Annotated in this window: 3 protein-coding genes; all 3 read right to left on the minus strand. The window is 57.1% G+C overall.

Features of this window, described 5'->3' with window-relative positions:
• Positions 1-138 precede the first annotated feature (138 nt).
• Genes NSU18_RS03475 through NSU18_RS03485 form a run of 3 tightly spaced genes read right to left on the minus strand, consistent with a single transcriptional unit; the run spans position 139 to position 20893 of the window.
• Entirely contained in the window at positions 139-12531 is a 12393-nt protein-coding gene (locus tag NSU18_RS03475; RefSeq protein ID WP_341148227.1) for an SDR family NAD(P)-dependent oxidoreductase, read from the minus strand.
• Between the two features lie 57 nt (positions 12532-12588).
• Positions 12589-14742, minus strand: a complete 2154-nt coding sequence (locus tag NSU18_RS03480) for a beta-ketoacyl synthase N-terminal-like domain-containing protein (protein WP_341148228.1) — start codon at positions 14740-14742, stop codon at positions 12589-12591.
• Complete coding sequence (locus NSU18_RS03485) at positions 14735-20893, minus strand: SDR family NAD(P)-dependent oxidoreductase (RefSeq protein WP_341148229.1); 6159 nt, start codon at positions 20891-20893, stop codon at positions 14735-14737. The genes NSU18_RS03480 and NSU18_RS03485 overlap by 8 nt, the downstream gene beginning before the upstream one ends.
• Positions 20894-20923: the final 30 nt, after the last annotated feature.

The following is a 20923-nucleotide window of genomic DNA, read 5'->3' on the forward strand; positions in this document are numbered from 1 at the left end:
TCTGTCTGGTGCCGGTATCTGCTTGTTCTGCGGGCTGACTCTTGAACTGCTTGATCAGCGTGTAGCCCTGCTCCGGGTCCAGCGTTCCCCGCTTAATCTGCTCCAGAATCCTGCCCATCTCCAGATTGGCGTCACTCATCATAGGCCTCCCATCCACCGCTTCACATCTGCTTCACTCATCTCACCGGTCTGCAGCCGGGTCAGCAGGTCAACAATGGCTTCCTTATCTTCTAGCGGTACTTCTTGAACCGGAATGCTGTGGTTCAGCTTGAGCGCCTGATCAATCTTGGACTTGTTCCCCGCCGCCACAATGATATTGCCGCAGTCCGTCTGGAAAATAGCTTCCAGAGCCCGGATACCGCTCTCTTCCTCCAACATGCTCATGCCCAGATAAGTGGAATAGTACACTGCCTCACTCTCGGGAATGCTGAAGCCCCCGTCCTTCCATAGCGGCCAGTTGACCGATATCGTCCGGCCTTTGCGCTGCCCAAGCGTTACGGCTTCATTCCTCAGCCTGGCATAACGGTCCATGAAGCTGTTGGCCATGGCATAATACCCAACTCCCAGATCTCCCAGCTCCACCGCAATGGAAGAGAAGAGCATCAGGAAATCCAGCTCAAAGGCAGTGCTGAACAGATCAAGATAGATCAGACCTTCGACCTTGGAGCTCATCAGCTCGCGGCCGGAGACCCCAGCGGATTCAGTTACAGGCAGGGTGCTTCCCTGGCCGGCACAGTGAATAATTCCGTTAAGCAGGCCGAATTCGTTCCTGATACTGTCCATCATCCGCAGCACATCCCCGGCACTTGCGATATCGCCCTGAATATAACGTCCATCTCCGCCAAGCCGTCTCAGCTCGGCCATGCAAGCGTCTGTCCGCTCACTTGCAGGCTGCCGGCCGGTACAGATCAGCGTTGCTCCGCAGGTGCGTGCCAAGTATCCGCCCACAATCATTCCCAGTGCGCCGGTGCCGCCTGGAATCAGGTAAATGCCTTTCTCTTTGATAACCAGAGGTACGGATGCCGCTGTGTTACCTTCTCCAGGCGTAAGCGGCCGGATTCTCCGCACCGTTCTCAGTTCTCCGGCATAGCGGACATCCAAATGGCCCGGATTCTGCTGGGAGAACAATTCCTGATACAGCCTCTCCTGATAATCCGCAGCATGAATCGCGCTGTAATCCGCTGCCACGCTGGTAATCAGGAACTTGTGATGCAGGGTTACAATGGATTTGGCGAAGCTGGCCAGCAGCTCATGGGGAACCGAGAACCCTCCCTGCTCCTGCGGGTAAGCGAACAACAGCTTCAGCGGCTGCTGTCCGAACACCTGGACGAAGGCCTTGAACAGGGAGATAACAGAGAAAATGCCGTCCTCCAGCATCTGCGTCAGTATTGGCTGGACCCTCTCCGCTTGCAGCGCGGCCAGTGACAGCGGCTCTGCTGTTCCTGCCCACTGATGCAGAACATAGGTGGGATGGAAGTCCCTCTCCCGCAATTCCTCCAGCAGCCGCACATAATCTGCTTCCCTGTGCGGATGGATGGATATTTGATCTCCCGGGCCTGAACGGTACTCCGTATCCGGCCTAATCCAGATACAGGCACCGGCTCCGCCCGGCAGGCTGCCGGACGGTGAAGCTGCGGTATTCCGGCCGCTGTTCATCTCACCGTCCCCCAGGATAAGCACCTTCCGCTGCATTGCTCCCGTTACCGGGACCAGCGCCTCGTGCTCATAGACTGGAGTATAGTAGTGAAGCTCCGCCGCCGGATTGCCTTCCGGCTTAACGGTATAGGGCCGGACGATGAAATCCCCAATCCGGACCACTTCCTGCCCGTGCAGGTCAAGAATGGAAATATCAAATATATTCAGCCCCAGATTGTTCTCTCCAGGCTGCTCCTTCACCCGGGTGTACACATAGCAGTCCGCAGGAATAGGCGCGAAGATCTCGATACTCCCGAGTGAGAATGGAATATGCGTAGCCCGGCCTTCTTCCTCTCTGCCTGCTGCCACCGAGCGTACCGCTCCGTCCAGTAGAGCCGGGTGAAGAACATATTCTGGCAATCCAGATCTGTAGGCTTCATTCAGGGATAAACGGGCCAAGGTTTCTTCCTTCCCGGTCAGCACTTCTTCCGTCACCTGGAAGGACGGACCATAGCTGAAGCCGATGGCTTTGAAGATCTGCTGATAGCATTCCTGTTTGTCTTTGCGGCCGGGGCACCGGTTCCGGATTTCCTTGAGGTCGAAGCTTAGGCTTACCGCCGCCGCTGGTCCTTCCGCGAACTCCAGAATCCCCCGAGAATGTACAACCCGCTCACTCATGACCTGACTGAAGATCTCATAATGGACGGCCTCGCCTTCAGGCTCCAGCACGATATCAAGTTCCTTGAATTCCTCTGTCATCACTACTGGCTTCAGCCATACCACATCACGCACTGCCCGGACCCCGGCTTCTCCGGCAATCTCACCCGCTGCTCTGGCCATCTCAATGTAAGCGACACCGGGCAGCAGGATCTGGTCCGCAACAATGTGATCCCGCAGATAGAACTGGTCGACAGACAGCCGCTTGCGGAACCGCTGCTCACGCAGTGTGGAAATATTGATATCCACCAGCGGATGCAGAGGCTGGAGTGAATTCATCGTTCCGGGCAGTTGCCCGCCCGCCGCAGCAGGTCCCATTCCGTATGCTGTTCCTGACGCCTCCTTGTGCCCGGCTCCTCCAGAGAAGCCGCCGCCTGTGTTCTCCAGCCAATAGCTCTCTCTGGCAAAAGGATACAGAGGCAGGGATACCTTCTGCAGCTGTGTATCTGCGAAGAACAGTCTCCAATCCACCGCTGTTCCAAGGACCCACAGCTTCCCGATCCGGTCCAGCTGATTCCTGCGGGCCAGCGCAGTGATATATGCGGTATCCTCGGGATCATTCCCGAGAATGGCCGTGCCGTTCTCTGCGGCAGCGGTTGTATTGCCCCGGTATACCCCTTCGCATACTGCACCGGTTGCCAGGGACTTCATAACCCGCTTCAGTTCATCGAGCGTCTGGACGGCAACGGCCAGCCGTTCCTCCATTTCTTCCCTGCCTGTACTCAGCGTGTAGGCGATATTCGCCAGCGTATATTCTGCGGCCAGCGGCGTATCAAGGAAGCGGTGCAGCTCCCGGATTTTGCCGCTCAGCCGGTCCCGGTTCTTCGCGGATAATACGATTAGCCTGCGCCCGGCGGATTCCGCCGCAACCTGCACCGGTACATATTCCTCGGCGATCAGATGCACATTGGACCCGCCTGCCCCGAAGGAGCTGACGCCTGCCCGGCGCATACTTCTGCTGCCGGAGTCATGCTCCCAGTGCTCCAGGCTGCGCTGTACATAGAATGGCGTATCCTCGAATGTAATGCCGCTGTTCAGCTCCTCCGTATGGATGGACGGCACCAGCATCCGGTGCTTCATCTGGAGCATGACCTTGGCCAGCGAGGCAATTCCGGCGGCCGATTCCAGGTGTCCGATATTGGATTTAACCGAGCTGATCGAGCAGAACTGCTTGTCGTCCGTGTACTGGCTGAAGGCTCTGGACAACCCGGCAATTTCAATCGGATCACCTAATGGGGTGCCAGTGCCATGGGCTTCAAGACTGGTGATGGTTCTGGGATGAACGCCCGACTTACGGAGGGCTTCGGCAATTGCTGCGGCCTGGGCACCCGGATTCGGCACAGTGTAGCCGCTGGTTTTGCCGCCGGAGTTCACCGCAGTGCCTTTGATGACCCCATAGATATGATCTCCGTCCTCAATGGCCTTGCTGAGCGGCTTGAGCAGCACCGCGCCTACGCCTTCACTGGCAACATACCCGTCTCCGCCCTCGCCGAAGGCCCGGCATTTGCCCTCACTGGAGGCGAAGCGCTGACTGCACAGGAACACATATTTGTTGCGGTGGATCGTCACGTTAACCCCCCCGGCAAGTGCGGCCTCACTCTCTCCGCTGCGGATACTCTCACAGGCCAGATGAATCGCCGTCAGTGAAGACGAACACATCGTATCTACTGCCATGCTCGGCCCCTGAAAGTTGAACAGCCAGGATACCCGGTTGGCAATGGACGCGAATGAAGAATTCGGCGCTGCCAGTTGTCCGGAAGTGTAGCCTTCCGTTCCGAGAAGCTGGTAATGACCGTACATGACGCCGACAAAAACACCGACTTTGGAGCGTGCCAGCCGCTCGCGGGTATATCCGGCATCCTCCACGGTATGATAGGCGCATTCCAGAAACAGCCGCTCCTGCGGGTCTGTCAGCTGGGCATCCCGCGGCGTCATTTGGAAGAATAACGGATCGAATTTGTCCACATCATCAATGAAGCCGCCGTATTTGGTATAAATTTTGCCCTTCTTGCCTTTCTCCGTATCGTAGTCGCGCATGTAGTCCCAGCGGTTCTCTGGAATCTCGGTAATGCAGTCCTTGCCTTCCTTGAGGTTGTCCCACAGCTCTGCAATAGTGCCGGCCATCGGGAACCGGCCATCCATGCCAATTACAGCAATATCCATCACACCGGGATTCCCGGCGTTCTTTACAGGGGACATATCCTCCCCTGCCTTCGGGATGAACCGCCTGCTCTGTGATGCTGTAATATCTGCCTCTTGCAGATCACCCGGCATCTGCACTGCCGTAATCGGCGCTTCGTTACCATGCGGCTGCTCCAGCTTCAATAACGTTACAAGCTGTGCACCGTAATGACCGGTGAAATAACCGGCAAGTGCTTCAACCGTGTTATATTCGTAGAAAAGTGTCGTCGGCAACCCGCTGAATTCACGCTCCAGCGACTCATTCAGCTCCAGAATCATAATCGAATCCAGGCCAAAGGCATCCAGCGGTGAAGTTGGACCGATCCGCTCTCTCGCAACGCCCAATGTTCTGGCCAGCAGGCTGACGAGATAAGTCTGTGTCCCCTCCAGCAGCGCCCTGCTATCCTTGTTATTGGCGCTGATACCTGTAGGCTGTAAGGCTTCGCCTGCCTGATTTGCCAGCGGGGCTTCCGCCACACCAAGTGCCCGGCTGATCTTACGCGAATCTCCGTAACCGACGAAGGCTTGCACAGCATCCTCCTTCAGCACCGTCTCCAGGATATGGAGGCCTGTTCTGGTGTCCAGCGGTTGCATGCCGTAATACCCGGCCAGCACCTGCTGCTGGGCTGCCGGAAGCAGGTAGCTTCCGTCCTTCCAGAGCGGCCAGTTAACGGATACTGTCTTACCCTGGCGCCGGCCCTGCACCGTGAGCCAGTCACGGTATACGGCATAGCGGTCCATAAAGGCATTGGCGGCAGCGTAACTGCCTGCACCCATATCGCCGATCTGCGCAGAGGTGGACGAGAACAGAATGAACAGGTCCAATGCCTCATTCTTGCTGGCATGGTCCAGATTGAGCGTCCCGTCAACCTTCGGGGCAAGGATTCCGGCAAAGTCCGCTTTACTGCTCCCGGCGGCCTTCGTTACCGTTCCGGTTCCGGCGCAATGAAGAATGCCGTTGATTCTGCCGAAGTGTGATTTGGCTGCTCCGATGATCCTTGCTGCGTCTTCCGGGTCAGCGACATCAGCCTGTACATAGACCGCTTCCGCGCCAAGCCCCGTCAGCTGCTCCAGCTTCGCCTGAACGGCTGAATCCTGAGCCTGCCTTCCGGCCAGCACCAGTCTTGCTTGCCAAGCTGAGGCCAGCTCTGCCGCCACCCGCATGCCCAGCGCCCCAGTCCCGCCAGTGAGCACATACACCCCGCCCTGGATGAACCTCGAAGCCTCGGACTGGTGCAGCAGCGGCTGCGGAAGAAGCTTCCGCACAGAACGGACCTCACCGTGATACCTGATTTCAGTTCCGCCCGCCAGCTGCGGCGGCAGTAACTCACGGATCAGCCTCCCGGCGGCCTGTACGGGCGGCGAAGCCTCTAAGTTCACAAGACTCAACTGGAACAGCGGATGATCGGCAGCCAGTGAATGCGCGAATCCGGCATTCATCTCATGCAGCGGCTCCAGCATGTCCGCAGCTCTGCTGTAAGCATATAAGCATCTGATCCTTGAGCGGGGCTTCACCACAGCTGCCGCTTGCAAGAGGTACAGCAGCGAGTATAGCCCCTGATCCATCTGCTTCCCCAGGCTTTCCTGCTGCTCCTCCAGAGCCGGTCCTTCCGCTCCGGCCTGCTCCTTCCAGTTCCAGCCGTGCACGATATGCTGCAATTGCATGCCTTGATCCCTTAGGGATTCCAGCAGCCGGAGGTAATCTGCCGCCTGCTCCGGCCGGATCACATAAGCTGCCTGGCTCAGCCGGGCATACGCTGCTCCGGCCTCAACCTGAATGCAGCATTCTGCTGCCAGCCCATGCTGCACCGCTTGCCTGCGGACAGCCTCCGCCAGGGCAGCCGAGCCGAACACTACAATAGACGACAATGGCGCGGTCACCTGCGGCAGTTCTGTCTCGATCCATTCTGGCGAATACAGGGTTAGTGCGGAAGCAGGGACTGCGGCCGCAGCATACTGCTTAATAGAGAAGCCGAACAGCCGTGCCGCCTCCAGACCTTGCCGGTCCGTAATATGGATATCGTACTTCCTTGTTCCCTCATCATCTGTGCCGGAAGCTCCCTCTGCAGGCTTCGCGTAGGCATAGCATTGCGGCGGAACCTTGCCGATCAGCTCTATCCGGTCCAGGGCGTAAGGCACCCTGAGCGTCAAGTCCTCTTCACTGCGGTTTCCCGTCCATGATAGCGATCTTACCGCACCGTCAATGATCGAGGGATGGAGCACATACTCCGCATACCTCTCGTTAAGATGCTCTGGCAAGGAGATTTCGGATAAACCCTCCTCTGGCGAGCAATACGCTGTCTTCGTCACCCGGAAAGCGGGGCCATAGCCGAAGCCGACCTCCTTGAATATATGATCGTAGCACTCTGCCTGAGTGAGGCTGGAGGTGCTTCGCTCCTTGATCTTCGCAATCTCAAGCGTCTGTGCAGGTGCAGGTGTCTCTTGCATAATTCTCCCCGTTGAATGCAGAGTGCGCTGTCCCTCTGCTTCACTGAACACCTTGTACTCCACTTCGCCTTGATCCACATGCGCGAATGTGGTGAAGATCTCCTTCTCCTTCTCTTCCATTTCTACTGCCTTGATCCATTTGACATTCCTCAGTCCCGTTACCGGGTTGATTCCGGCCAGGACGGCAGCGGCCCTTACCAGCTCCAGATAGGCTACGCCGGGCAGCAACATCTTGCCGCCGACCACATGATCCTTGACATAGAACTGTTCCGGCCGCAGCACAGTGCGGAATTTCTCCTCTTCCATGGTGGAGACATTGCTGTCAACCATCGGATGCAGCACCGTAGAAGCTTCTGCCGAAGAAGACAGCTTGGGAGCGATACGGCGTGAATTTTTACGGACCCAGCAGGTCTCTCTGGCAAAAGGGTACGCAGGCAACGGAATGCGTCTGCACTCCCGGTCCGCATACAGACGGCTCCAATCGACTGCCTTCCCGGCGATCCACTGCTCCGCCAGCTCAGACAGCTCCGTTATCTTCAGAGTTCCAACCGGCTTCCCGGAATTGGCGGTGGAAGAAGAAGGTGGCGGAAGCTGCACGGGTACCCGTCCATAATGTACCTTATGGGCTTGTTCCGGCATGGCAGCATAGCTGCGCAGAATATCTATTAACTCCTCTTTGCTGACAGCGGTAAAAGCTATCCGCTCCGCCATCTCCTCCCGTCCGGTCTGGAGCGTATACGCAATGTTATGCAGCGTAAGCTCTTCGTCAGCTGCATGAAGCATCAAGTAATTTAGAAGCTGCCGCGCTTTTTCCTGCAGCCGGTCTGCCGTTTTGGCAGACAGGACGATCACGTTGCCCTGCCCGGACAACATGGAACGGGTCCCGGAGCTAACGGTGTCACGGGATGGATAATCCTCCATGACCACATGGGCATTCACCCCGCCGAAGCCGAAGGAGCTGATCCCTGCCCGTCTTGGCAGGCCGTCAGGCGGCGTCCATTCCTGCGTCTGCTCCACAATATAAAAGGGCGACTGAGCAAGCTCAATATAAGGATTCAGCTGCTTGAAATGAACATTCCCCGGTAAGGTCCTGTGCTTCATCGCCAGCACAACCTTGAGAATGCCGGCAATGCCTGCGGCGGCCTCCAGATGGCCGATATTAGACTTCACCGCACCGATTCCGCAGTACTGCTCCCGGGTCAGCGGTATCCCCCGCCGGTGATGCAGCTCTTTAAAAGCATTTTTGAGCGCGTTGATCTCCACCGGGTCCCCCAGGGAGGTGCCTGTGCCGTGAGCTTCGATATAACTAATGGTATCGGGCGGGATGTCCGCCTTCTCATAGGCTTCGACCAGCACCTCGGCCTGCGCCTTCGGATTCGGCACCGTCAGCGAGCTGACCTTGCCGCCGTGGTTGACCGCGGTTCCCCGGATCACTGCATAGATATAATCCCCATCTGCCTCCGCCTGGCTTAACGGCTTGAGCAGAACGGCCCCCGTACCTTCTCCGCGCACATAACCGTCCGCACTTTGATCGAAGGTCTTGCAGCGTCCGTCCGGCGACAGCATCCCGGCCCGGCTGAAAGAGATATGCAGGGTCGGCGCGGCAATCACATTCACTCCCCCTGCAATCGCCTGCTCGCAGTCCCCGCTGCGGATACTCTCCACTGCCCGGTGTACAGCTACCAGTGAACTGGAGCAGGCGGTATCCACCGGTTCACTGGGGCCGCGGAAATTGAAGAGATAAGAGATCCGGTTGGCTAACACGCAGTGGGAGCTGCCGGTGGAAGAATAGGCTTCAATCTCAATGTCGTTATCCTGTAAAAGCGTGCTGTAATCATTCGTCGAGACGCCGACGAACAGCCCGACCTTCCGGCCGGACAGCTCAGAGGGCTTGTACCCGGCGTTCTCTAGTGTGGACCACACAGTCTCCAGGAATATCCGCTGCTGCGGGTCCATCAGATCCGCTTCACGCGGATTGATGCTGAAGAAGCCCGGATCGAACTTATCGGCAGATTGCATGAAGCCGCCCCAGCCGGAGACGGGCTTATCCGACCCGCTGCCCTTCAGCCGGTTCAGCTCTTTCGCATCCCAGCGGTCTGCGGGAATCTCCGTGATCAGATCCTGCTGGTCCTGCAGATGCTCCCAGAAGGCATCCAGGTTCTCTGATTGCGGCATCGCTCCACTGATGCCGATAATTGCAACCGGCTCCGGCTTACCGGCCCCGGCAGTCTCCGGCCGGAGCGGCTTCCAGCTCTGGCGGGCCTTCTGGCCGGGAGCGGACGCTTGAACGGAGCCGTAATCAACGGCGGCTTCCGGTGCCTGTGCAGCTCCCCGGCTGAAATATGTAACTAACTCGTCCGCATAGCTCTCTAACAGATAGGCTGCTAATGCACGAATTGTAGGATATTCAAAGAACACTGCCGGTGTCATCCGTACCTGGAAGGCAGCATTGACCGCATTTGCGGCATCAGTGAACGTTAAAGAGCTCATGCCGTATTCGCCCAAATCCTGATCAGGATGAATAGCGGCGGCATCCAGCTTCATCAGACGGCTAATTGTATCAGTGAGGATCTGCTGTACTGGCTCCAGCTGCCCGGCAGCCCGGCTCTCGGCAGGCTCGGCACCGGTTCCAGGTTGGATGATGGTTGTTGTTGTGCCTGAAGCTGCCGATTCCAGCCCCAGAATGCCGTATATTTTCCTGCGGTTCGCCAAGAGGGGCAGGATCTGCGCTTCAGACCCGTTAAGAATCGCCTCCAGAAGTTTTAGTCCTGCGGAGGTCTCCAGCGGCTTCAGCCCTACGGTATTCTTGAAGAACAGCAGGGTCTGCTCCTCAACCGACAGCCCGCCTTCCTGCCAGAACGGCCAGTTAATGGAGATGGATCTGCCATGTCTGTGCCCCGACTGGACCAGGGTCTTCCGGTACAGCAGATATTCATCCATCCAGGCATTGGCATAGGCATAATCGCTCTGCCCGACATTGCCTGTGACCGCCGCAATCGAGGAGAAGCCCGCTATGAAATCAAGCTTATCTTCTCGGGTAGCCCGGTCAAGCTGCGCCAGCCCTTGGATTTTGACCCCTAGTACCCCGCTTGCCTGACCCTCATCCTTCACCTGGATAAGCGCGTCACGGGTAACTCCTGCCGCATGAATAATGCCGTTCAGGCTGCCCAGCCTGCTCCGCGCATCGGCCACGGCTGCCGCCGCTGCCTCCGCCTGCGACAGATCCGCCTGCACATACACTACTTCTGCACCCAGCTTCTGAAGCCGGGCGATTTCCCGTTCCTGCTCCGGCAGGAGTGCCGACCTGCCAACCAGCGCAAGCTTAGCCTGATAGTGGCGGGCCAGATGCCCGGCCACAATCAGCCCCAGCTTGCCCAGTCCGCCTGTTAGGAGATACACGCCGTGTGGACGGAGAATATTTTTAGAGGCTTCAGCGGCTTCCTTCGCAGGGGGAGCGATTTCCTTCAGGGCATGAACATATCTTGTACCCTGCCGGTATAATACTTCATCGTCCGTAGAGCGGATCTCAGCCGCAATCATCCGGTAGATGTCATCCCTGCCCGCAGATCCTGTGTACAGCATGCTGAAATGCAGCTTGGAATACTCCAGCTTCAGCGTTTTGTTGAAGCCTCTTAAGGCCCCCTGTCCGGGAGGCACAGCGAATTCCTCCCCGCTCCTGCATAGCTGAATCACCCGGCTATGGCGGTTCCCCCGGACAGCCATCAGCGCCTGGGCCAGATACAGCTGGTGCAGATACACTCCTTCAGCAGCATTTGGGGCTGTCTCTTCTGAGTGCTCCTGCTGCTCATAGACGAGAGTCTCCAGACTGCAGCCTCTATTTGCCAGATCACGAAGCAAGCGAACATAATCTTCAGGGTGCTCCGGGTTCATCCGGTAATTCGCTCCCCCTGCCTGTTGATATTCTGCAGCAGCTTCTACTATATATAACACGCCTGGATGGACGGCTGGCCGGTCACTGTCTTGGGCAAGCGACTTGATCATTTCGGGTTCAGCGGCGAACCATACGATATCGCCAGACACACTGTCAGGTGCAGGAAGAAGCGTCTTCCGCTCCTTCCACTCATACACAAAGCACATCTCTTCCATGCTCTGCGTTCTTCCCTGCTGGAATACTCTCAGTACAAATCTGGTGAACTTCAGCAGCACCCGGCCCTGGACGTCGGCGACCGCCACATCGAAGGCCAGATCCCCGTCATCTGACCCGGCAGCAAGCCTTGTCACGTAAGAGACGCAGTTAGGCGGCAGGCTTCCGAAGATCTCCAGCTTGTCAAAAGAATACGGCAGTGCCACCGCGCCCTCCAGTTCCCCGTGGCCGCTGATCAGCCCGATGACAGCTTCCAGCACTCCGTCAGTCACCGTAGGATGCAGCGTAAATGCCCCGAAGCCCTCATGCAAATGGGCAGGCAGCTCAATGAAGGCTACTGCGTCTGCCGCTCCGGCGGACATCCGGGTAATGGACTGAAAGGACGGGCCCAGCTCCAGCTGATGTTCTCTGAATCTGTCATAGATCAGGCTTCCGCTTACGTCCGTCTTTCCCTGGCACAGCCGGGCAATATCCATCGATTCCGTGGGGCCGCATGGTGCTTCCTGTGTATATCCGATACTTCCCTGGCTGTGAACAACTTCAGCTCCGTCAGATTGGCTGATAATCTCATAATCCAGCTCGTCCTGGCTCCTGCCCGGATACAGACGTACCTGCAGCAGCTTGGACTCTTCGCCGTCACTCAGTTGAACCGGATAAGCCCATACCACATCTGTGATGCTGCGTATTGAAGCTCCCGGCAGTGAAGCAGCAGCAGCGGACAAAGCCATCTCCAGCTGAACCACACCCGGCAGCAGCTTACGGCCGGACACGATATGATCCTTCAGATAGAATTCTTCGCCCGTCAGCCTCTTCTCGAAGCACTGCTCATGCACCGTAGACCGGTTGCAGTCCAGCACCGGACCTATTGCCTGTATATGAGCTTGCCCCGGTGCCGAAGATGGGGATGTCCGGCCTGTGTTCAGCTCAAGCCAATACCTTTGCTTCTCGAACGGGTAGGCGGGCAGAGGTATTTTGAAGTAAGAACGGTTGGTGTAGAGGCTCTTCCAATCGCATACACCGCCCTCCAGATACAGCGCTGCGCATTGCTCCAGGGTCTGCCGGGAGAATAATGCAGGGGTATTCCCTTGAGCAGACCCGAGTAGAGCGATGGCGTCCAGCCTGAGCTGATCCTCCCGGGCAGTCTGCTTGCGCAGCAGCTCGCGGGAGGCCTCGCCACTCTTTAAGGTGAGCTTCTCCAGGGTGAGCAGCAGCTCCCTCTCCAGCTCCTGCAGATCGGCGGCAATCAGTGCCGCCCGCTGGCTGAAATGGCTTCTGCCGATGGATAATGTGTACGCGATATTCCCGGCATCTGTCCGGTTGTCCGCTTCTTCCCTGATCCACACCTGCAGCTCCGTGAGCTTCCTGATCAGGCCCTTACGGGTCTTGGCTGACAAGAGAAACAGATATAATGGGCGTTCGCCGCCGGGTATGGCATTATTGCTCATCCGTGTAGCCTCCACTTCTCTTCCTAATGAATGCATATATAGATATAGCGTCTACCCCTAAATAGCACTGCTGCGGTATTCTTCAATGACAAGATGGCAGTTCGTTCCGCTGAAGCCGAAGCCGCTGATGGCAGCCATCCGGGAGCCGCGTTTGTTCTCCGGCCAGTCCACCAGCTCACGGTTGATATAGAAGGGGCTTCCCTCCAGCCGGATCTTCTCGTTAAGCCGGGTATGGTGGATCAGCGGCGGAATCTGCCTGTGCTTCAGAGACAGCAGAATCTTAATCATTCCGGCAACTCCGGCGGCCATCGTGGCATGTCCGATATTGGCTTTGACGGAACCAAGCGCGCAGTACTGGCTGTCCTGTGTAAAGGACCGGAAGGCCTCTGTCAGTGCCTTGACTTCAATCGGATCACCGAGTGAGGTGCCGGTTCCATGCGCTTCCACATAATTGATCTCAGCCGGATCGATCCCGAACCGCTCATAGACCGTTCTCTCCAGCTGAATCTGCGAATTCACACTCGGCGCCGTAATGCCGTTTGTCCGGCCGTCCTGATTCACGCCGCTTCCCCGTATCAAACCGTAGATATGGTCCCTGTTCTCAATCGCCTGCTTCAGCGGCTTCAGGACTACAACCCCGGCCCCCTCACTCAGTAAGGTCCCGTCTGCGGCCTGATCGAAGGGTCTGCATACCCCCTCTGCCGACAAAATCTCCATCTGGCTGCTCTGCACCATACTGTCTGGCGTAATCATCAGCCGGATGCCTCCGGCAAGCGCCATGTCGCATTCCCCATTCCAGAGGCTGGCACACGCCTGATGTACAGCTACCAGCGAGGAGGAGCAGGCGGTATCCAGCGAAATACTCGGTCCCTTCAGGTTCAGGAAATACGAGATCCGGGCGGCCAGGATAGAGGAAGAGGTTCCTGTAAAAGCCTCTGAGGTATTGCTCAAGTGATTCGCTTCCAGATGCTTGGTATAGTCGCTTGGAGCACATCCGACAAATACGCCGCAGCGTGTGTTCTGCACCGCCTGGTCGGAATATCCGGCATCCTCCAGCGCGTTCCAGGCCTCCTGCAGAAAAATCCGCTGCTGCGGGTCCATAATCTCCGCCTCTTTAGGTGAGATATTGAAGAATAACGGATCGAATTCATCCACCTGCTCAAGCAGACCGGCAACGGTACAGTAGGTCTTCTGGTCGGCCTTGCGGTCTTCGTCATACCAGGCACGGATATCGAACCTGCTGCCGGGAACCTCACCTGTGCTGGAGACGCCGTCCCGCAGGTTACGCCACAGCTCTCTTGCTGTAGCTGCGCCGGGAAACCGGCCTGATAATCCGACGATGGCAATGCCTTCCGGCACAGCGGCGGATGCTGTGGCGGGTGCGGCTGCCGGCGGACTGCTGAATGCAGCTTTTGGCGCAGCTGCAGCCGGTTCTTTCGCATTGCGGGCGGCGGTGGAGAAGCCCAGCTTGATTTTGCCGGCTGCTTCCGCTTCCGCAGCAGGAGCTGCGGGTGCCATTGAATTCGCGCCGGTCTGAAGCCGAAGCTTGGGCGCCCCGGAGACTTGTGGTATTGCGGGCAGAGAAGCCTGCACCGCCGGTGCTTTTACCGGTTCACGGGATGGTCCAGCCTCATGCTTGACTGGAGTCACTGTAATCGGTGCGGATGGTGCGGCAGCCGGTTTGTGCTGTGAGAACTGGTCGATCAGATCGTTCATATATTCATATCTGTGGTTCAGCCGCAGAGATCGTGCCGCTTCGGCTTCAGAGCTGCTCTCCGGTACCTTCTCCGCAGCCGCCTGCACTCTACTGAGCGGACCCGGAATATCAGGAATGCTATTCTTCTGAACCTCGTGAACCATATACCGGGCCAGCTCCGGAATCGTCGGATAGTCATACAGCAGAATTCCGTCGAGCTGGAGCCGCAGCGCTTCATTCAGGTCGCGGACAATCTCCACACTGCTGATCGAATCAATCCCCATCTCCTTAAAAGACAGCTCATCGCTTATCTCCTCCGGCTGAAGCTTGACCACCCGGCACAGCACCTCCTTGACCAGCTCCTCCACCGATTCTTGAGTAGGCTCCAGCTGCGCGGCAGCGGCTGTCCGCTCCTGCTTCTTCAGTTCATTGATACGTCTCAGGCCTTCGCGGGCCTCCAGCCTATGCTCCTTGATCTGCTGCAGAATATCTCTGATCATCCCGCCGTTACTCATAGTACACCTCCAAGAACTGGGCAACCTCATCCACATCCAGCTCATCCCCGTCCAGTCTGGACAAAAGCTCCAGCAGGTCGTGATCCTCCGGGTTAAGCGAAGCGTCAACGGCTTGCACAGATCCCTCCGCTGTCTCGGGCTGCTGCAACACACCCTGTATACGTCCGATGTGCTCTGCAAGCAGGTTAATGGAGTAGTAATCATAAATATCGATGGTATCCAGCCGGAGGCCGAAGCACTCGTTCAGATCGCGGACAATCTCCACACCGCTGATGGAGTCCACCCCCATCTCCTTGAAATTCATCTCCGCATCCAGCTTCTCTTCATCCAGTCGAATCCGCCCGGCAACGATCCGGGTGAGTTCGCTCCTGATGCTCAGCGCGGCTTCGGCATTTGTATCAGCCGCCGCTTCCTCCTTTGTATCCGGGTAATTTATATCCCTTGCTCCGTTTGGTGCTGTTCCGGCTGCCCGCTTGCCGCTTTCCTGTTCATCTGCTTCCGGCGTCCAAGGCCGGTACAGCTGGCGGATCTTCGCCTTGACCTCTGGCGTGGTGAAGGTAATCCGGTGCATTTCATTCTCCCGTTCTACACAGTGCAGCAGCTCTTCCAGCACCCGGCTGGCCAGCTCCTGCTTCAGCACGCTGACAGTCGTCCGGGGCTTCCCGGCAATTTGCCGGGCAATCGACACGGCTTCCTGCAATACCTTGTTCTTAGCCCTGAAGAGAACCGGTGCAGCTCTGTCTTTGAGCTGTTCTCCTGTGTACATGCTGGCCGTGAACATCATCTCCATGGCGAGATTTTTGCCCAGCTTGTCCTCCAGGATGAAGGTGGCGCCCATTCCCGGGGTGAAGCCATATTTGGCAAAAGCAGCAGAATACACGCTCTCTTCAGCCATCACCACGATATCCGCGTACAATCCGAACAGCATACCGCCGCCGGAAGCATGGCCTTCCATCGCGGAGATCACCGGAATAGGGCATTCCAGCATCCCCCTATAGAGGATCGGAGCGTCCGTGAAGCTCAGCTTCGAGTCGGAAATATCCAGCAGCTGCTCCTGGGTGCCGCCCATGGAGAAGATCCGCTCATCCCCGGCAACGACAATTGCCTTGATCTGTTCGTCCTGCTGTGCAAGGTTGAAGCAATGGGTTAGTCCCTGTATGACCTCATGGGTGAATGTGTTGTTATGTCTGATATCCTGCATGCGGATCAATGCTACGCCGCCTTCCAGCCGTTCAAGCACAACTTCGTCTCCGGTATACGCCGCCCCGGCTGCAATGGGCACTGCGGGTTCCGAAGCCTGAGCCGTTTTTACAGGCTCTTGTGTACTTGTCGTTGGATGTAAGGAATTCGCCGGCTCTATCCAATAGCTTTTGCGGGCAAAAGGGTAATGAGGCAGCGACACAAGCTCAGGTGTGTAATTCCCGTACAGCGCCCGCCAGTCTATCACAGCGCCTTGCGCCCAGGCCCGGGCCAGGCTCCCGGCTTCATGCAGCTTGTATGCCGGGACCTCCGGTAATGATTGGCCATGTACCTGCGAAGCGAAGCACTGGCCGGAAGCCCGCTCATCCAAGTAATCCGTAAGCAAAGCCAGAAGCTCGTTTCGAGTGCTGTATACGATGGCTACCCGGTGCTTCATAGGTTCTCTGGCAACCTGAAGGGTATAGCTTAGCCCCAGTAGAGATAGCTCGTGTACAGCACCAGTCTTCGCTTCATCGCCAGCCCCGCGTAATTCCGTACTTGCTCTTTCGGGTATAAGCCGATTTCCCAGCTCCAGCAGCGTCAAGTCACCGCTAACAGCGATAGCATCAGCCGCAAGGCCGAATTCTGCCCGGAGCATCTCCTTTAACCGGATCGTTTCGACAGGACCAAGGCCTAGCTCAGAGAGGGTGTGATCCTCCGTAATCCCGGTAATCTTAAGATCCAGCATCTGAGCCATCTGCTGCTTCAGATATGAGAGCACTCCCTTCATATGGCCCCAGTCCTCGGCCTGCTCATGTCCGATGAAGTCCCTCATCCGCCGGACATAGGCTTGCAGCCGCTCAGGAGTCTGGGCGGACAATACAAAGACATAAGGGCCGTGTGTATCCGTCTCTTCCTGTTCCTGATTGCTGTCCTCTAGACTGCCTGTGTATTGCTCCAGAATGACATGAGCGTTGGAACCGCCTGCACCGAAGGCACTGATGCCAGCGCGTCTAGGGTATACGGTTGTCCGTTCCTGGCCCATACGTGTGACAGGTAACCATGTCTCAAGCTTCCGCTGAATATAGAAGCCCGAATCCTCAAGCCGCAGATGCGGGTTAAGGGGCTCCGAATGTAATGAAGGTACAAGCTGCCCGTGCTGCATCTGAAGGATTACCTTCGCGATGGCCGATATTCCGGCTGCCGCTTCAGCATGGCCGATATTGGACTTGACTGAGCCTATGGAACAGCTGAAGCCAGCATCCTTATAGGGGGCAAAAGCGTTCATTAGCGCCTGCATCTCAACAGGATCACCAAGCGGGGTACCTGTCCCGTGTGCTTCAATATAATTGATCGTGCCAGCATCGACACCGCTTCTGCGGATCGCTTCCGATACCGCTTCTTCCTGTGCGCGCTGATTAGGTACGGTGAACCCGCTGGCTTCGCCGCCATGGTTAATGGCGCTGCCTTTGATGACCGCATAGATGCGGTCATGATCCCGCTCTGCCTGCCGCAGCGGCTTAATCAGGATGGCCCCCGCCGCCTCTGCCGGTACATACCCATCCCCGCCTTCACCGAAGCTGCGGCATCTGCCGTCCGAAGAAGCGAAGTTGCCCTGGGACAACAGAAGATATTTATCCGGGTGTACGGAGAGGTTAACGCCTCCGACCAGCGCCATGGCACAATCCTGATTCTTCACGCTCTGGCAGGCCAGATGCAGTGCCGTCATGGAGGAAGAGCACATCGTATCAATGCCCAGAGAAGGTCCGGTCAGTCCAAAATAGTAGGATACCCGGTTAGCAATGGAGGAGATCGTAGAAGTGGAAACCTGCCGGCCGGTATTGTAAAGCTGGTATTGCATCCACATCGCTCCGGTGAATACGCCCACCTTCTTGCCTTTTAGTGCTAAGCGGTTATATCCCCCATCCTCGAATGTCTCCCAGGCCAGCTCCAGGAATATCCGCTCATGCGGGTCCATCAGCGCGGCTTGAAAAGGGGCGATATTGAACAGGAGGGAATCGAACTTGTCCACATCGCGCAGGAAGCCGCCCCATCTGGAGCTATCCTTGCCCCAGCTCTCCTGTGCCGTACGCTGCTGTTCTTCATGGTTCCACCGCTGCGGATCGATCTCAGTCACCGCATCCCGGCCTGACTTGAGCAGCTCCCAATATTCTTCCAGATTGTCCGCCCCCGGGAATCTTCCGCTGATGCCGATAATTGCGAGATCCCCGTCTTCGCTTCCGGCGGCTCCGGACAGGCTCTGGATGAACTCGGGCTGCGGAGCAGCCGCAGGCTCACTTGCTGGACTTCCTTCTCTAATCAGGAATTCATCGATTCGGAGTTCTTCCCCCGGTGCCATGAGCAGTACGGCTTCTTCGCGCTGCAAGGCCCACTCCAGCGCCGCGATTGCTGCGGAGGTATCCAGCACCGCAATGCCGAATTTATTTTTTAGCGCAAGCTCTGTGTGCTCGCCGCCCTTCATACCCCCGTCGCGCCAGAGCGGCCAGTTAACAGACAGGGATTTACCGCTCCTCCGTCCCTGCGTTCTCCATATTTCCCTATGCTGCATATAGCCGTCCATGTACAAGTTCGCATACGCATAATCGCTTTGAGCCGGATTGCCCAGGACCCCTGCGACAGAAGAGAACCCGGCGAAGAACGCCAGCGGCTCCTCCTGAAATACTTCATCCAGATTCGCCGTCCCTTCTGTCTTGGCCCGCAGTACGTCAAGGAAATCTGCACTGTCCTTATGAACCAGCAGCGAATCCCTGGTCATTCCCGCACCGTGAAAAATCCCGTCCAGCCTGCCGTACTTCTCCTTCACATAAGCATGCAGCCGCTCCACCGATGACCTGTCGGTTACATCACAAGCCATATAGTCCAGCTGCGGATGCGCGCCTAACGCAGCCAGGATCTGTTCCGGCAGCTTTGCTGCTCTGCCGCAGAGGAGAGCTGTCCCGCCTTGCTCCAGAACATACGCCGCCAGCTGCTGTCCAATCCCGCCGGCCCCGCCGGTGATCAAATAAATATGGTGTCTGCGGATCGCTGCCGCCCCACCGCCAGCGGTTTGACCGGCCTTGCGGTAAGTCCGTATTCTACGTGTCCCCTGTGTATATTCGATGCTTCGGCCATTTTCCCAGCCCTCATGAAGCTCGTTACGGACAAAGGTATGTAAGTGTTGTATGTTCTCCGCGTCTAGTCCGATGCATTTATAAGTTACTTTATCTGTCTCCGATTGAAGACAGGCCAGAAATCCTTCCATGGCTGAATCACCCGGATGAGCCGCAGAGCCTGTCCGATTGTACAGATACAATACTTTTACAGCCGATTCTATTCTGCTGCGCAGCAGCTCTCTAAGAATGCAGAACATAGGCATTACCCGCTGACCGGACGGCTCCGTCAGATCACTCCGGCTCTCCCCGCCGCAGTTCAGGCTGTTGATTAGAACCGTTGGCAACCGTCTTGACGCGGATAATGCATCCGCGAGCTGCTTGTAATCCTGCTCACGGGCCAGATTGATGCGGTACAAGCCAGGCCCTTCTACAGCGAATTCTTCTCCCGGATGTACGAAGGTGTACCGGTTGCCAGCCGCAGCTCCAGTCAGATCTAGCAGCGTATCCTGTTCCCGGCATAAGACCAGCACCTGCTCCTGTTGCCCCGGATATCCCGGCCCTCCCGAATGTCTTAACGGACGTTCTGTCCAAGCGGGGGTATAGGCGTGAACAACCGTACCGGAATGAAAGAACGACTCTGCGTGCTCCCGGAGAATATAGCGGCTCAGCTCATCCAGTGTGGCATATTCGAAGAGCAGCGTCGGATACAAGGGGCATCCAAGTCTCTCCTCCAGCCTCTTCACGATGTCCAGCAGATGCTGTGAATTGAGCCCCAGATTATAAAAGCCCTCCTCTGTCTGAAGCCCGGCCTCGTCCCTTCCGGACAAACCGCCTACCAGATGCTTCAGATAAGAGGTAACCGCGTCCTGGCGTGCACGTTCTCCGGCCGGATTCCCCGCCAGGTTCAGCGGCAAGATAGGATTAGCCTGTACCGTCTTCGTCCCAGGCTCCGGCTCCGCTGCGGGACCAACCGGATTCTGGAGCTTCCGGGGATTGCGGATCAGCTCCTTGGAGCGGATCTTTTTGAGGCCCCAGCGCTTGAAGCAGGCAATCTCTTCCCCCTGTGCGTTATATACCTCAATATCGAAATACATCAGGTCACGGATGTCGCCATCCGGGTAACCCTCATCCTTAATGTAGACGTAGATCTGCTCCTTCATTGGTTCATACGCACGGAAGGATTCGATGAACATCGGAATGGAGGCCTGAATTCCGCGGGAGAAATCCAGCTCCTGCAGGACGACGAAGCCCTGCACCAGCGTGGCCGCATCCAGATAACAAGGATGCATGCAGAAGTGATCCATATACTCCCTGGCCAGTTCTCCCAGACGGATCTCCGCGAGAATCCGCTGGTCGCCATAGTACAGCTTCCCTAGACCCTTCATGAATTCAAGGTGGCGGATATCAATTCGCCGCACATAGCTGTAGGCATGGTCCAGGTCTTCCACACGCCGGCTCTGGCTTTTAATCTGCCCGATGTCAATCGACTTCCGTTCGCCGCTGTGCGGAGGAGACAAATGCAGCCCGCAGCGCAGATTCTCATCCCAGACACTGTCCAGCTCGCGGTGCCCCTTGACCTTCCGGGACTGTGCCACAATCTCGTACCCGTCTGCTGCCCTTGTGAAAGTGATCCGGATCTTCTTATCGTACTGTTCGCTGGTTGTGACCGGCTCGCTGAACAGAACCTTGCGCAGCTCGATGTCACGCAGATTCACGCCCTTGGTCTGCAGGAACCGGCAGATCATGTCCAGCAGTGTGACTCCCGGCATCATCCGCACACCATGGACCCGATGATCTCTGACAATGTAATTACTGTTGGTGATTACTGTACTGAACCTAGTGCCATGTAATGTGTCCATCCCCGCACCTCTCCGCTCTTCCGTATTCAA

Source organism: Paenibacillus sp. FSL H8-0048 (assembly GCF_038002825.1).
Classification (GTDB): Bacteria; Bacillota; Bacilli; order Paenibacillales; family Paenibacillaceae; genus Paenibacillus_AQ.